The following is a 13953-nucleotide window of genomic DNA, read 5'->3' as shown; positions in this document are numbered from 1 at the left end:
GGGCCTTCGTCGTGTTCGGGGGATGCCGTCCGCCGGGGGCTCCGAGGCCGCCCGGCGATCCGGGACGGGAAACCGTCGGGGTTTCCCGTCGTGTCGCGGGCGGCCGCGGCGGTGCGGGTCAGGCTGCCTGTCCGGCGGGGCGGACCAGGCGGCGGGCCGCCCAGACCGCTCCGCCGAGGGCGAATCCGTAGACGGAGACGAGCCCGTGGCCGTTGTCCTGGGCGATCCACATCGCGAGGCCGAGCGCCGGGACGCCGGCCGCCAGGGCAATCTCCTTGGGCAGGCGGGTGCGGGTGAGGAAGGCGAGGGCGAGGGTGGCGCCGAGGAAGTAGGTGGCGCCGGAGCTGCCGGCGAAGTTGCGGGGGTCGGTGCTGGGGCCGTCGCCGAGGCCGAGCAGGGTGTCGAGGCGGCCGGGCAGCAGGATGCCCGTGAGGAAGAAGGCGAGGGTGAGCGGGCCGCCCCAGTACCACTGGGCGAGTGCGGCGACGGCGGCGAGGGTGACGAGGTTCCACAGGCCGCCGAAGAGGCCGCCGTTCTGCATGAACACCGAGGTGAACTCGCGCCACCAGCCGGACTTGGCGGGGTCGGCGTCCAGCGCGTCCATGGCACCGGACCAGACCAGCTGGAGCAGCACGCCGCCGACGGCGACCGCGGTCAGGGCGATCGCCGCCCACGGGAGCGGCCGTCCGCGCAGGGTGTCACGGCCGACCACGCCGAGCCCGCAGTTGACCATCATGACCATCAGCGCGGCTGTGGTCACGTTGAAGACGATCGCCCCCATGTCGGCCCTCCCCCCGGTTGCGGCGCTTTCCAACGCCGTTCGAAAACCTGATGGCGCAAAGCTAGCACAGTTTTCGAACAGTGTTGGAAAAGCGTTGTACGGTGGATCGCATGAAGCTCACCAAGGACCGCATCGTCGACGCGGGCATGGCCGTCTTCGCCGAGGTCGGCTACCAGAACCTGTCCATGCGCCAGGTCGCCGACCGCCTCGACGCCCACGCGGGCAGCCTCTACTACCACGTGCGCAGCAAGGACGAGCTGCTCGCCCTGATGGCCGACCGCGTCTGCCGCCGGGCCCACGACACCGGCACCGAAGCCCTCGCCGCCCTCCCGCCCGACGCCACCTGGCAGGACCGCATCGAGGCCCAGGCCATCGCGCTGCGCCTGAGCATCAAGCAGCACGCCGGCGGCGCGCAACTCCTCGCCGAGAGCCCGGGCATGCTCAGCACCGGCGCCCTGTCCCTGATGGAGCGTCTCCTGCGCACCCTCCTCGACGCCGGCCTGCCCGCCGGCCACTGCGGCATCGCCGCCGACACCCTGCTCAGCCACGTCACCGGCTTCGTCCTCCAGGAGCAGAACCAGCCCGCCACCCCGCCGACCGTCACCGCCGAGCTCTACGCCGAGCTGTGCGAGCAGTTCCCGCTGATCATGGGCCCGCTGATCCCGCGCCTGAGCCAGGACGAGAAGTTCGCGCAGAGCGTCCAGCTGCTCTGCGCCGGCTTCGCGGCCGCCCTCGAATGACGGGAACCGGGATCACTTCGAGATCGTTTCAGACGATGTTCGAAGCGGCGCCGGGGACGCGGTGGGTGGCGACCGTCTTCGCCGGCCGCCGCAACGACAAGGACGCCTGGATCCCCGTCGTCTTCTACGCCCTCCCCGACGGCACCCGCTACGTCCACTTCGGCGTCCGCGCCACCGCCAGGACGGCCTGACCCCACGCGCCCTCCGCGATGATCGAAGGCCCGGAGCGTCTCGCGTACGGTCCGGGCCTTCGCCGTCGTGCCCCACCCGTCGAGGAGCAGCCGGCCGCCGGGCGGCCTTGCACGCCCCTCCGGCCCACCGCCCCGGACAACCGGAGCAGGCGCCGATGCGCCCGGTGCCGTCGACGACGTCAGCCGGACGGGCTCCACGTCGCCATCTGCTCCCGGAAGGTCGGGCAGCTGACGATGTCCGTCTCGCCGCACTGGAGGGCGTGGGTCAGGAGCTGGTGGGCGTGGTCGAGATCGACCATGCGCTGCTCGATCTCGGCGACCTTGGCGCGGATCATCGCCTGCCGGCGCGGCTGGTCCTGCTGGAACTCCCTGACCTCGGCCAGGCTCAGCCCGGCCTGCTGGAACTTGCGCAGCAGCACGATCCGCTCCGCAGCCTGCGGCGGATAGCGCCGCTGCCCGCTCTCGCGCTCGGGCGCCGGCAGCAGGCCGTGGCGCTCCCAGAACCGGATGGCCGACGCCGGAACGTCGGTCATCTCGGCGAGCTGGCCGATCGCCATGCGCATGCTCCGCCGCTCCTCTCCCCTGTCGTCGTCCCGTCGTACCGGGCCGAGGCTTGACTTGAACCTTAGTTCAAGTCACAGAGTGGGCGACACGTGCAGCGGCGGCGAACCGGCCGCCGCCGACAGGGAATTGGAGATGCCGAGATGACAGACGCGCCCGAAGTGAAGAGCCTGGCCCACCAGCTCGTCGAAGCCGCCCGGCAGCTCTTCGCGGCCGGGGTGATGTCACACTCCGGGCACGCCAACCTGAGTGTCCGGCTCGACGCCGACCGCTTCCTGCTGACCCCGGGGTTCGTCCGCGACCTGGAGCCCCACCAGCTGGCGACCATCGGTCTCGACGGGCAGGTCCTGGAGGGAGAACTGCGCTCCGTCAGCGCCGAGATCATCACCATGCACAGCGCCGTCTACCGCGCCCGCCCGCACGTGGGCGCGATCATCCACACCCATTCGCCCTCCGCGACCGCCTTCGCGGTGGCCCACCGGCCGCTGCCGTGCCGCACCGAGCCGATGCTCCGCTTCGGACAGCCCGAGGAAGTACCGGTGGTGCCCTGGGGGCCGCGCGGGTCGGACGTGTCGGTCCGGGGCATCGCCGACGTCCTGGAGCGACGCCCGACGACGTCCGCGGTCCTCCTGGCCAACCACGGGCTGCTGGTGTTCGGCCCGGACGCGGCGGCCGCCGGCCACCTCGTGGTGGCGATCGAGGAGAGCGCCGAGGCCGAGATCGCCGCTGCCGCGATCGGCGGGGCCGTGGACTTCCCCGAGGGCGCCCTGGAGGCCGTCCGGGCCTCGATCGCACGGGTCTCGTCATGACCGACCACACCTTCGCCGAGCGTTCCGAAGCCCTGCGGAAGCGCTACCGCACAACGCTCGGAGCCGTCCCTCCCGCGGTGGAGGACCGTCTACGGGTGGCCCAGGCCTTCGGGCGGCTCTCCACCGAGGAGGCGTTCACGGCCCTGCGCCACATCGTGCTGGCCGACAGCCCACTCGGCGGTCGAGTGCAACAGCTGGTCCACTTCGGGCAGTTGCTGTCCCTCGGCCGGGCGGAACCGGCCCGGATCCACGCCCGGGGAGCACTCCACGCGGGCGCCGGCATCGCCGACCTCATCGGAGTCGCGGAGACCGCACTCATCACCTCGGGCACGCCGGCCTACGCGCTCGGCATCGAGATCATCGTCGAGCTCCTGCCGGACGACCACGGCCAGGACGGCTGACCACCGCACACGGGCGACGCAGGACGCGCGAACTCCCCGCCCGCAGGCCGGAGCTGGTGGCGCGTCTGCCGATGAGCCAGTACGAACCTCGCATCCGCGTCCTCCCGAAGGCCCCGGCCGGTTCGCCGATCGGGGCCCTCGTCATCGTCCGGCCCGGCTCTCCGTCCCGGCTCTCCCACCCGGCTCCGGCTCGGCTCTCCGGCCGCGTTGTCGGCCGCGGCCGGATCGGGGCTCAGCCCGGGCCCGGGGCACCACCTCGGCGGGGGCCGTGGGTGAAGGCGGCGCGGTAGGCGGTGGGGGTCAGGCCGGTGCGCCGGAACACGTGGTGACGCAGGGAGTCGGGGGTGGCGAGGCCGCTGAGCCGGGCGACCCGGTCCATCGGCAGGTCGGTCGTCTCCAGGAGTTCCTGGGCCCGGATCACGCGCTGGTGGAGGAGCCACTGCAGCGGGCTCAGGCCGGTCTCCTCGTGGAACCTGCGGGTCAGGGTGCGGACGCTGGTCGCCGCGTGGGCGGCGAGGTCGGTACGGGTGAGCGGTTCGTGCAGGCGGTCGAGCGCCCAGGCCCGGGTCACGGCCAGCGAGGTGCCCGTCTCGGGTGGCAGCGGGGTCGCGATGAACTGCGTCTGCCCGCCGGGCCGCACCGGCGCCGCCACCACCAGCCTGGCGACCGCGTTGGCCGTCGCGGCGCCGTAGTCGGTGCGCACCAGGTGCAGGCACAGGTCGATGCCGGCGGACAGCCCGGCGGAGGTCAGCACGTTGCCGTCCTCGACGTACAGCACGTCGGGCCGCAGCCGAACCGACGGGAAGCGCGCGGAGAACTCCTCGGACTTGGCCCAGTAGGTGGTGGCGCTCCGCCCGTCGAGCAGTCCGGCCCGGGCGAGGACGAATGCTCCGGTGCAGATGGAGGCGACGCGTTTGCCCGCGGCAGACGCACGGTGCAGGGCGGCGAGGACGCGCGGGTCGACGTCCTCACGGGCCCCGGTCCCGGTCACGATGACGGTGTCGGCGTCGTCGACGGCCTCCAGCCCGTGGGGGACGGTGACCTGCAGACTGCCGCTGGTGGCGACGAAGCCGGGACGTGCGGTGCAGACCCGGACCCGGTAGCCGGGGCGGCCGTCGACGACCGTCTCGCCGAGGACCAGCTCGGGGATGGACAGGTCGAAGGTGGTGGCAGGGGGGACAGCGATGACGGCGACGCGGTGCACGGCCCGAACCTCCGGATGTTTGGCATTCGGGCCACTACTTTACGAATCGCCCGCGGTGGAGGGTGGAGCAGCCGGGGCGGTCCGCCCCTTCTCGTGGACCATCGACCAGGGAGTACCAGCGTGTCCTTGAACGTCATCGTGGGAGCCGGAGCCACCGGAGCGGCCGCGGCGCAGCTGTTGGCGGACGCCGGTGAGCGGGTCCGGCTCGTCACCCGCCGGGGCGGCGGGCCGCTGCACGAGCGGATCGAACGGGTGGCCGCGGATGCCACCGACACCGGTCGGCTGGCCGAGCTGACCCGCGGGGCGGCGGTCCTGTTCAACTGCGCCATGCCGGCCTACGACCGCTGGCCGTCCGAATTCCCGCCGCTGGCCGCCTCGTTGCTGGCGGCTGCGGAACGCACCGGGTCGGACTACGTGATGCTCGGCAACACCTACGGCTACGGGCCGGTCGACGGACCCGTCACGGAAGAGCTGCCGATGGAGCCCAGCAGCGTCAAGGGCCGCGTCAGGGCGCACATGTGGCACGACGCACTCGCCGCGTACGAGGCCGGCCGGGTGCGGGTGACCGAGGTCCGGGCGAGCGACTACCTCGGTGCGGGTGCCTACTCGCCGTTCACCCTCATGGTGGGGGCGCAGGTGCTGAGCGGCGCCCCCGTCGCCTACCCGGGGGATCTCGACGCCCCGCACAGCTGGACCTACACCGGTGACGCCGCGCGCACGCTGATCGCGGCGGCCCGGAGCGAGGAGTCGTGGGGCCGGGCCTGGCACACGCCGTCCACCTCCCGGGCCCCGGTCCGTGAGCTGGCCGCGTCCCTGGCACTGGCGGCCGGTGCGCCCGCTCCCGAGCTGACCCACATGACCGGGGCCGCGCTGGAGGAGATCGGCCGGACGGATTCCGTCATGGCCGAGTTCCCGGAGATGCTGTACCTGTACGACCGCCCCACCCTCCTCGACGCAGCCAACACGTCGGCGGTCCTGAACCTGACTCCCACGCCGGTCCACGCGGTCCTGGACGAGATGGCCGCCGAGCACCGACGCACCGCCCGCTGAGGGCCGCCAGAGTCCACCGGCCGACTCCGCACGCCGGCGAGGCTGCGTGCGGATCGAATCGGCTCCTGATCACACCTCCGGCCGCCTTCACCCCGTCCAGGGCCGTTCGGAGCGAGGCCTACGCTCCCCGGGCCGCCGGTCTTCCCGGCCTCCGCGATCCCCGGATCGGCCGGATCGAGGCCTGCGGAAAGGTGGTCTTACGAGAGGCAAAGCAACCACCAAAGACACAGAACACGACGCCCTCTCTGCAAACCCTCAATTTGCGAGACAAGTCGGCGTCACGACGCGCGAACGCCTCATCCGCAGCCCGTTCGAAACGGCGCGGCAGATCTGCCGGTAAGCCATGAGCACACAAACCACCCTTTGTACACATGGCAAGCAAGGCAGCACCGACGCATCGACGCCCGATGCGTCTACGTATCACCCTAAAGCGAATGTGATCCACGCCACACCTTTTCCGCGACCCGATCTGACGACCACTCAGACAGTTAGAGTCATGGCCGTTGGTCACCCTCGGGAGTCATATCCTCACGGAATGATCAACATCTGATCGCGCTTCAACGAACTCTTGGAGGGAACATGCGCAAGCCGTTGCGCACGGGTGTGGCAGTCCTCGGACTGACCGCAGCCGTCGTCGTCGGCGCAGCGACATCGGCTGCCGCTCGGGGCGGAAACGGGGACGTCTGGGTGGGCACGAGCACTCAGAACCTCAGCGGGAGCATCTACTGGTGGCCGTCGGGCAGCAACCACGGAGGAATGGAAGTCTCCGGCACGCTCTCCGACACCGCTGCGGACAGCAACAGCGTGAAGGCGCTCGCCAAGGTCTCCGGCTACGGCTACACCACAATCGGTGACAGCTCGGGCGGTAGCGGGTCCTCGGTGTGGGTCGACCGTGTGATCTACGACCCGCAAGCGACCTACGTCACCTACGGCTGGGTCCAAACCTGCCGCTACAACAGCTGGGGTACCGACAACTGTGCCACTGAGTACATGACCCGCTGACCTGCGCTCGACGCGCCCGCCCGGACTTGGTTCAGAAGCCCGGGCGGGCGCCCAGTCACGATACCGCTCGATTCGATCGGAACCACATGCTCGTCGGCAAAGACATAGGACACTCGTTCCAGGCGGCGCGGGTCCTTCACGGGGTGAGTATCTCGGTGGACGCGGGCGAGGCCGTCGCCCTGGTCGGACCGAGCGGCTCCGGGAAGACGACCCTGCTCTACTGCCTGGCCGGACTGATCCAACCGGAAGATGGAACGGTCGCGTTCCAGGGGCGGTCGCTGGCGGAGTTGGGCGACGACGCCCGGTCCGAGCTCCGCCGCACAGCCTTCGGATTCATCTTCCAGTCATCCGAGCTCGTGCCGGAACTGACGATTGCGGAGAACGTCGCGCTTCCCCTGGAGCTCCTCAAGGTGCCGAGGGCAGAGCGGCAGGAACGGGTCGGAACACTCCTGGACCGACTCGGTCTGAGCGAACACGCCGACCGGCGGCCCGCCAGGGTCTCGGGAGGACAAGCACAGCGCGCGGCTGTGGCCCGGGCCGTGATCCACAGGCCGACGGTCGTCTTCGCGGACGAGCCCACCGGCGCGCTGGACAGCGCCAACGGAGCCGTTGTCATCGACCTGCTGTGGGAGTTGGCGCGCGAACAGAACTCCGCCGTGGTGCTGGTGACACACGATCACGCCCTGGCGCAGAAGGCGGACCGGACGATCGCCCTGCTCGACGGTGCTGTCCGGGGCGAGGGAGCAGCCACCGCTCCGAGGGGTGCCGAGCAGTGACCGATCTTCGGCTGGCCCTCCGTGTCATCAAGGGCGGCGGTGTCAACGGCGGTGTCCGGATGGCACTGATGGTGCTGGGTCTGGCACTGGGCGGCGTGGTGGTGCTCCTGGTCGGAATGATGCCTTCGGTCCTCACCGAACGTGGTGCCGTCACCTCGAACAGGCAGCCACTCAGCGTGCTCGGCGACGGGCAGGGCAGCTTCGCCTTCCAGATCGCGTTCGGCGCCTGGCACGAGTCCCGGGTCACTCGGGTCCTGGTGACGCCTTCCGACAGTGCGCCGCTCCCGCCCGGAGTCACCCGACTGCCCGGCCCCGGCGAGGTCCTCCTGTCCCCCGCCGCGTCCGAACTGGCCCACCGGAACGATGACTTCAGGAGCCTGGTCCCCGGCACACCCATCGGTGAGATCGGCCGGCAGGGTCTTCTCGGGCCCTCCGAGCTGTACGCCTACGTGGGCGTCCGGCCTGATCAGATGGGCCGACCCACACAAGGCCGGAGTTGGGGCGGTGCGGGTGCGGACGCCGAGGTGCAGGCCCAGTTCGGTGACGTTCCGGCCGAGTTGGCCCTCATCATCGTGGCACCGATGGCCGTCTACCTCGTCGTGTGCTCGCGGCTCTCCGCCGTGACCCGCACCCGCCGGTACGCGGCACTGAGGTTGCTGGGGCTGACCAAGCGCCGCGTGCTCCGGCTGGCCGCACTGGAGTCGGGCGCCGCGGGGCTCCTCGGCGGCCTGCTCGGGATCGCCGGCTACGCGCTGGCCAACAGGCATCTCGGACCGTCGGGAACTCTGGGGTTCACGTGGTACCCGTCGGCCTCCGAGCTGCCGGCACCGGGAGCGGTCTCCGCGGTGGTCCTCACCACGCTGGGAGCGGCCTTCGTCGGTGCTTACGGCACCAAGAGGGCCCTCACCAAGCCACTGGAAGCGCGGTTCGACGCTGCCGACAAGGACCCCAAGTGGTGGTACGGCGTGCCGTTCCTGCTCGGGCTGGGGCTGATCGGTTTCCCGCTGCTCACCTCGGACCACGAGGGCGGCCGGCACGCGGCGATGAACGGCGGATCCGGAGCGGTCCTCATCGTCGGCGTCGTGTGCGCCTCGGTCGGGCTGCTGTTGATCGTGCGTCCGCTGCTCGCCGTGGCCGCCGATGGGCTGGCCCGGGCGTCGGTACCGTTGCCCCTGCGTCTCGCTGCACGCCGGATCGGGTACGAGTCGACGGGGCTTTCCTGGCACCTCGCCGGCCTGTGCGTGCTCGTCCTCACGGCGACGATCGGCTCCGGCGTGCTCCGACAGGCCGAGCTCGCTGCCATGCCGGCCCCCAGTCAGCTGATCGTGCACCTGTCCGGGAGCGACATTCCGGAGGAGGCGCGGTCCCGGGCCCTGGCGCTGCCGGCCGCGTTCCACTGGCTGCAGCAGAGGAGCATCACCGCACCGCCCACCGGCGGTGGCGCACCGCCGACGGAGGCGGACAAGGTGCGCCTCATGGGTGTGCAGAGGATCTCCGCGGACTGCCGAACACTGCGGGTCATGACCGGCACGCCCCTTCGTGACTGCCAGGACGACTCCGTGTACCGGCTCCGCAGCCACCTCGACGGCCGTGAGTCGCCACTGGTACCGGCCGGTGCCACGGTCCCGTATCTCAACGCCCGCGGCGGCACCGACGCGGTACGGGTTCCGGAGCAGACGCTGGACCTCCCCAACACCGGACTGTTTCCCGTCGGCATGGCCCTGCTGGACACCCGGACCTCCCCCGCGGACTCGCTGACCTCCAACACCGTCTACTTCTTCCGCCTTCCGCCCAGCATCAAGGGTCTTGACCGCTTCGCCGCAGACCTGGTGAAGGTGGCGCCCTCCGCAACGATGAACGTGGTCGACCTGGACCTTGACGGGCTGGAGGCGTACCGGGTCCACCAGGGGGTGGTGTACAGCGGGATCTGGGTCGGCTTCGTCCTGGGAGTGGTCGCCTTCCTCATCAGCGCCGTCGGAAGATCCCTCGAACGCCGCCGACAGGTCGCCTCCCTCATCGTCGTCGGTGCACCCGCACGGATGCTCCGAGTCGTGCAGGCCGTCCAGCTCCTGGCACCGCTCGGATTGGCGCTCGTCCTGGCCCTGGGAACAGGACATCTGGCCGCGAACGCGGTGCTGCTCCTGTCAGGCCAACAGATCGGCTGGTTCTACGGCACGATCGGCTTCGCCCTGCCGCTGGTGGCCGTCGCCCTGGCCTTTGCAGCCGCCGTGAGCATGTTCGTCTCAGGGCTGCATCCCCGACCCGAGGACCTTCGTCGCGAATAGTGGGCAAGGAGGAGAACTTTGGACAGCAACTCCGGTGGCCGCCCGATCCCGGACACGACAAAGGAGTCAGCCTCACCCGACCCGGAACCGCATGGGGTGGCTTCAGCGTCGACGAACGGTCACTCAGCCGTCGGCAAGGCGGCATCACCTCCGTCGAGCACACGGCGGAGAGCTCGGCGCCGGCAGATCCTGCCGGCCGCAGCCGGAGCGGTGCTGTTGTTGACCGGCACACTGCTACTGGCCCCACGTTACGACCTCCACACGGTCGGGACCATTGCCATGTCCCCGACGGTGAAGGCCTGGGACGACGCCTTGGTGGACACGGACGCCTCCGGCGGGAAGGGCCTCCGGCGCGGTGACGTCGTCCTCGTCCGCAGCGGGGACTGGAGCGGCGACCAAGTCGGACTCTCGTACACCGTGAGGGTCGTCGCGATGGGCGGTGAGACGGTCGGCTGCGACGACCAGGGCCGAATCACCGTCAACGGGAAGCCGGTTGAGGAGCCGTACGCCCACGGCGATACCGCAGCCTTCGGACCGTTCACCGTACGGGTTCCCACCGGGCGGATCTTCGTCCTCGGCGACGCCCGCAGCGTCTCCGTCGATTCACGCTCCCACCTCAAGGAAGCCGACGCCGGAACCCTGCCCGTGAGCAGCGTGCAGGGACGGCTCGTAGCGATCGCCTGGCCCCTCACGGACCTGGGCACCCTGTCGGAACCCTCCGGAGCAAGGGGCTTCCCGGTCTACCTGCTCGGCGTCGGGAGCCTCCTCGTGGGGGCTCTGCTCGAACTCGCGGCGGCCTGGCCGACGCTACGCCGTCGGACCGCGTGGATCATCACCAAGATCACCAGGCGGCGCCGTGCGCAGGCCTGGTGAGTGCGCCCGGGGACCTCGCGGCCACAGTCGGCCCGAATCCGATTCCCCCGGGGCGGGGCCTGGCCGGAACCGCCGCTACGGATCGGGGGCACCCGTCGACGGCGGGCCCCCGACGGCTCCGGGCCTGCGCTCCGGGCCTGCGCTCCGGGCCTGCGCTCCGGTCGCGCTTCGGTCGCGCTTCGGGTGTTGCGGACATGCTCAATGCGTGCCTAGCGTGAATGATCCCTTGATCCGTTCACCTGGAGAGGCACACTTTGATGTTGCGTCACGTCAGAACCGCCGCGCGGGCGTTACTCGCGGCCGGCCTGCTGGTCAGCGGGACCCTCGCGGGCGCGTCGCCGGCGGCGGCCGCTGCGGCGCCGACGGCCCTGCCCGCGTCCGACTACACCCTCACCGCGGACTACCACCGGTACGACGCGCTGAACTCGGCGCTCGTCTCGACGCTGGGGACCTCCGCCGTGCACACGGTGATGGAGAACGCGAACCACCAGCGGCAGGCGCTGCCCTCGTCCTTCTCCGTCGCCGGCCTGTCCACCGGCTTCCGGTTCGACGACGGCGACGACTCCGACTGCCAGAGCTTCCCGCAGGGCATCACGACAAGCCGGGACGCCGTGGGGACCGCGAACAGCGGCAACTACGACGGCCACCAGCTCGTGCTGGTGAGCTGGTACACCAAGGACGGCTGCAACGGCGCCCAGCAGCGCAGCCGGATCACCCTGGCCGACTGGGACGCCACCTACCCCAACACCTACCGGAAGATCCTCCTGGTGGAGCCGACCGGCACCGCCGCGGCGCCGGACTTCAAGGACATCCCGATCCACGCCGGCGGCGTCTCCTGGTACGGCGACTACCTCTACGTCGCCGACACCGGGCGCGGCATGCGCGTCTTCGACATGCGGAAGATCCTCAACACCGACTCCGGCGGCACCGCCGACCAGATCGGCCGGCAGTCCGGCACGGTCTACTACGCCCACAACTACGCCTACGTGCTGCCCCAGGTCGGCACGATCACCTCGCACACGCCCCCCGGCAAGGACCTGGTGTGGTCGTCGGTCTCCCTCGACCGGGTGAGCAAGTCGATCGTGATGACGGAGTACACCTGCCAGGCGGACTGCACCGACTACCCCAACCGCCCGCCGAGGGCGGTGCGGTTCCCGTTCGAGGCCGGGGCGACGACGTTCGCGGCGACGACGACCGCCGGTCAGGCCCTCCAACTGCCCTGGTACAAACTCAACGGCGTGGCGTCCCACAACGGCCGGTGGTGGTTCAACTCCTCGGGGCAGAAGAAGCTCTACTACTGGACCCCGACCGCGGGCCCCGCGACCTTCGCCTGGGTCAGCGGCGGCGAGAGCCTGTCCTACTGGGAGGACACCACCAACCCCGACCTGCTCTGGTCGCTGCAGGAGCCCGCGGGCGGACGCAACGTCTTCGCGGTCACCCAGGCCACCTACGGCGGCGGCTGAGCACCGGACCCGCACCCGGGCCGGGGCGCGGGGCCGGGCAACGGGGTCTTGGCGGCCAACTTCGGTTCCAAGGAGGGCGGTTCGCCGAGTTCACGGACGAGGAGTGCGCCGCCTCCGGGCGCCTGACGGCCAGTCTGATAGGTTGCCCGATACAAGGAGTTGATCATGTTTTCTTCCCGCGAGACCCATGTGATCGTCCTGCGCGAGCTGGACGACGCCCGCACCGCCCTGCATGAGGCGCTGGCCGCCGCCACCGCCGAGGAGCGTCCCGGTCTGGAGCGCGCCCTGTCGGTCCTCGACGGCATGGGCGGCACCGAGCAGCAGCTGAAGGCGAAGTGGGCCACCGGCCTGCTGGCGCAGGCCGGGATCGACCCGCGCGCCAAGGAGGTCGTCGCGATCCGCGAACTGCGCCGCGCGGTTCCCGGCCTCAGCCTCGCGGCCGCAGTCGACCTGGTCAAGCAGGTCAACGCGGCCGCCTGACGCACCACGTGAGCGCCGGGCCCGATCGAGCACCGATCGGGCCCGGCGCCTTTTGTATCTCCGGCGGGGGGTCGACCACCTCTCCTGCGCGCCCACGGGTGTCCGATTCCTTCAAGACCCGGTGGACCTGCGCCGCCTAGCGTGGCGGGCATGACCAGCACACCGGCACCACAGTTCGCCTTCATCGGGCTCGCCGTCTCCGACGTGGCCGCGTCGATCGCCTTCTACCGGCGGCTCGGCATCGAGTTCCCCGCGGGCGTCGAGCACGAGCCGCACGTCGAGGCCGAGTTGCCCGGCGGGCTGCTCCTGGTGCTCGACGCCGAGTCCACCATCCGCTCGTTCCACCCGGCCTGGCAGCCACCGACCGGCGGCTGGCGCACGGCGCTGGCGTTCCGCTGCGGGAGCCCCGCCCACGTGGACGCGCTGTACGAGGAGTTGACCGCCGCCGGGTACCACGGGGAGCTCAAGCCGTGGGACGCCTTCTGGGGCCAGCGGTACGCCGTGGTGCACGACCCGGACGGCAACGGGGTGGACCTGCTCGCGCCGCTGGCGTGAGCGGGCCCTGGGAACCCACGTGAGCGGGCCCTAGGAACCCAGCAGGGACGTCACCGGCACGCCCGCCAACTCCCGTACGTCACGGGACAGGTGGGCCTGGTCCGCGTAGCCGGTCCGGGCCGCCGTCTCGGCCAGCGGGACGCCGCGGCGGGCCAGCGCGAGGGCGCGTTGCAGACGCAGGATGCGGGCGAGCGTCTTGGGACCGTAGCCGAAGGCGGCCAGCGAGCGGCGGTGCAGCTGCCGCGCGCCGAGGCCGACCGCCTCGGCCGTCGCCGCGATGGTCCGCCCGGCCGAGAGCGCAGCGACCACGGCCCTGACCTGCGGGTCCTCGGGCGGTGCCGCGGCCGCCAGGCGCACGGCCAGGGACTCCAGCGCGACGGCCGGGTCGGGTGCCGCGTCGATCCGTTCGGTGAGCCGCCGGACCTCGGCACCGGGCCACAGGTCGGCCAGGTCGACCCTGCGGTTCCGCAGCTCGTGCGCGGGGACGCCGAGCAGCGCGGGTGCTGTGCCGGGGCGGAAGCGCACGCCCGCCCACGGGCCGCGCAGCCCGGGGCCGGGGCGGAAGGCCGTGGTGTCCGGGCCGGCGACGAGCAGCCGTCCCTCCGTCCACAGCAGGTCCATGCAGCCGTCGGGCAGCACGAGCCCGGCCGCGCCGGCACCCGTACGCCCGACCAGGGCCTGCTTCGTCCACACGACCGCGCCGGGCAGCCGGGACGTGCGCTCCGCGTACTCGGGGGCCATGGGGCGAACGCTACGCCTCCGCGCCGGGGAGCGCCCCGGAC

Annotated in this window: 16 protein-coding genes; 12 read left to right on the top strand and 4 right to left on the bottom strand. The window is 71.3% G+C overall.

Translation table 11 applies throughout. The features are described 5' to 3' along the window. Nucleotides 1-118 precede the first annotated feature (118 nt). On the bottom strand, nucleotides 119-781 hold the full coding sequence (locus ACIRST_RS15905; protein ID WP_396545136.1) for a hypothetical protein: 663 nt from the start codon (nucleotides 779-781) through the stop codon (nucleotides 119-121). A gap of 110 nt (nucleotides 782-891) precedes the next feature. On the opposite strand from ACIRST_RS15905, the gene ACIRST_RS15900 reads away from it, so the two are divergent. Next, entirely contained in the window at nucleotides 892-1521 is a 630-nt protein-coding gene (locus ACIRST_RS15900; RefSeq protein ID WP_402802806.1) for a TetR/AcrR family transcriptional regulator, read from the top strand. Nucleotides 1522-1586: 65 nt separating this feature from the next. Beyond that, on the top strand, nucleotides 1587-1712 hold the full coding sequence (locus tag ACIRST_RS15895; protein WP_402802805.1) for a hypothetical protein: 126 nt from the start codon (nucleotides 1587-1589) through the stop codon (nucleotides 1710-1712). 179 nt (nucleotides 1713-1891) lie between these two features. Here ACIRST_RS15895 and ACIRST_RS15890 read toward each other — a convergent pair whose 3' ends face one another. Next, nucleotides 1892-2275: a MerR family transcriptional regulator gene (locus tag ACIRST_RS15890; RefSeq protein ID WP_402802804.1), complete on the bottom strand. Its 384-nt coding sequence runs from the start codon at nucleotides 2273-2275 to the stop codon at nucleotides 1892-1894. Between the two features lie 141 nt (nucleotides 2276-2416). Here ACIRST_RS15890 and ACIRST_RS15885 point away from each other — a divergent pair, with 141 nt between their 5' ends. Together ACIRST_RS15885 and ACIRST_RS15880 are read left to right on the top strand one after the other, a co-directional pair. Further along, the gene (locus ACIRST_RS15885) at nucleotides 2417-3082 is read left to right on the top strand and encodes a class II aldolase/adducin family protein (RefSeq protein WP_402802803.1); all 666 of its coding nucleotides are present in this window, start codon (nucleotides 2417-2419) and stop codon (nucleotides 3080-3082) included. Next, on the top strand, nucleotides 3079-3483 hold the full coding sequence (locus tag ACIRST_RS15880) for a carboxymuconolactone decarboxylase family protein (protein ID WP_402802802.1): 405 nt from the start codon (nucleotides 3079-3081) through the stop codon (nucleotides 3481-3483). Before ACIRST_RS15885 ends, ACIRST_RS15880 begins: the two co-directional genes overlap by 4 nt. 232 nt (nucleotides 3484-3715) lie before the next feature. Here the strand turns inward: ACIRST_RS15880 and ACIRST_RS15875 are convergent, their stop codons facing one another. Next, nucleotides 3716-4687, bottom strand: coding sequence for a helix-turn-helix domain-containing protein (locus ACIRST_RS15875; protein WP_350519750.1), 972 nt, complete (start codon nucleotides 4685-4687; stop codon nucleotides 3716-3718). A 120-nt stretch (nucleotides 4688-4807) separates the two neighbouring features. Here ACIRST_RS15875 and ACIRST_RS15870 point away from each other — a divergent pair, with 120 nt between their 5' ends. The 8 genes from ACIRST_RS15870 (at nucleotide 4808) to ACIRST_RS15835 (ending at nucleotide 13171) form a co-directional block, all read left to right on the top strand. Further along, nucleotides 4808-5737, top strand: coding sequence for an NAD-dependent epimerase/dehydratase family protein (locus ACIRST_RS15870; protein ID WP_402802801.1), 930 nt, complete (start codon nucleotides 4808-4810; stop codon nucleotides 5735-5737). Nucleotides 5738-6316: 579 nt separating this feature from the next. After that, nucleotides 6317-6739 carry a hypothetical protein gene (locus tag ACIRST_RS15865; protein ID WP_402802800.1) on the top strand — a complete coding sequence of 141 codons (423 nt, stop codon included), beginning with the start codon at nucleotides 6317-6319 and terminating at the stop codon, nucleotides 6737-6739. Between the two features lie 86 nt (nucleotides 6740-6825). Beyond that, nucleotides 6826-7515, top strand: a complete 690-nt coding sequence (locus ACIRST_RS15860) for an ABC transporter ATP-binding protein (RefSeq protein WP_402802799.1) — start codon at nucleotides 6826-6828, stop codon at nucleotides 7513-7515. Beyond that, nucleotides 7512-9800, top strand: a complete 2289-nt coding sequence (locus tag ACIRST_RS15855; protein WP_402802798.1) for an FtsX-like permease family protein — start codon at nucleotides 7512-7514, stop codon at nucleotides 9798-9800. Before ACIRST_RS15860 ends, ACIRST_RS15855 begins: the two co-directional genes overlap by 4 nt. A gap of 18 nt (nucleotides 9801-9818) precedes the next feature. Continuing rightward, nucleotides 9819-10673 carry a signal peptidase I gene (lepB, locus tag ACIRST_RS15850; RefSeq protein WP_402802797.1) on the top strand — a complete coding sequence of 285 codons (855 nt, stop codon included), beginning with the start codon at nucleotides 9819-9821 and terminating at the stop codon, nucleotides 10671-10673. A gap of 260 nt (nucleotides 10674-10933) precedes the next feature. Beyond that, complete coding sequence (locus ACIRST_RS15845; protein WP_402802796.1) at nucleotides 10934-12136, top strand: hypothetical protein; 1203 nt, start codon at nucleotides 10934-10936, stop codon at nucleotides 12134-12136. 165 nt (nucleotides 12137-12301) lie between these two features. Beyond that, entirely contained in the window at nucleotides 12302-12616 is a 315-nt protein-coding gene (locus ACIRST_RS15840) for a hypothetical protein (protein ID WP_350519747.1), read from the top strand. Nucleotides 12617-12766: 150 nt separating this feature from the next. Further along, on the top strand, nucleotides 12767-13171 hold the full coding sequence (locus tag ACIRST_RS15835) for a VOC family protein (protein WP_402802795.1): 405 nt from the start codon (nucleotides 12767-12769) through the stop codon (nucleotides 13169-13171). Between the two features lie 30 nt (nucleotides 13172-13201). On the opposite strand, the gene ACIRST_RS15830 is transcribed toward ACIRST_RS15835, so the two are convergent. After that, entirely contained in the window at nucleotides 13202-13912 is a 711-nt protein-coding gene (locus ACIRST_RS15830) for a helix-turn-helix domain-containing protein (protein ID WP_402802794.1), read from the bottom strand. Nucleotides 13913-13953 lie beyond the last annotated feature (41 nt).

This window comes from Kitasatospora sp. NPDC101447 (genome assembly GCF_044767225.1).
GTDB lineage: Bacteria > Actinomycetota > Actinomycetes > Streptomycetales > Streptomycetaceae > Kitasatospora.
This window is presented reverse-complemented; position numbering and strand designations above follow the sequence as displayed.

Coding starts and splice junctions, on each gene's coding strand:
- ACIRST_RS15865 (WP_402802800.1), top strand. CDS start 6,317: ATGCGCAAGCCGTTGCGCACGGGTGTGGCAGTCCTCGGACTGACCGCA.
- ACIRST_RS15885 (WP_402802803.1), top strand. CDS start 2,417: ATGACAGACGCGCCCGAAGTGAAGAGCCTGGCCCACCAGCTCGTCGAA.
- ACIRST_RS15900 (WP_402802806.1), top strand. CDS start 892: ATGAAGCTCACCAAGGACCGCATCGTCGACGCGGGCATGGCCGTCTTC.
- ACIRST_RS15840 (WP_350519747.1), top strand. CDS start 12,302: ATGTTTTCTTCCCGCGAGACCCATGTGATCGTCCTGCGCGAGCTGGAC.
- ACIRST_RS15830 (WP_402802794.1), bottom strand. CDS start 13,912: ATGGCCCCCGAGTACGCGGAGCGCACGTCCCGGCTGCCCGGCGCGGTC.
- ACIRST_RS15905 (WP_396545136.1), bottom strand. CDS start 781: ATGGGGGCGATCGTCTTCAACGTGACCACAGCCGCGCTGATGGTCATG.
- ACIRST_RS15860 (WP_402802799.1), top strand. CDS start 6,826: ATGCTCGTCGGCAAAGACATAGGACACTCGTTCCAGGCGGCGCGGGTC.
- ACIRST_RS15880 (WP_402802802.1), top strand. CDS start 3,079: ATGACCGACCACACCTTCGCCGAGCGTTCCGAAGCCCTGCGGAAGCGC.
- ACIRST_RS15835 (WP_402802795.1), top strand. CDS start 12,767: ATGACCAGCACACCGGCACCACAGTTCGCCTTCATCGGGCTCGCCGTC.
- ACIRST_RS15890 (WP_402802804.1), bottom strand. CDS start 2,275: ATGCGCATGGCGATCGGCCAGCTCGCCGAGATGACCGACGTTCCGGCG.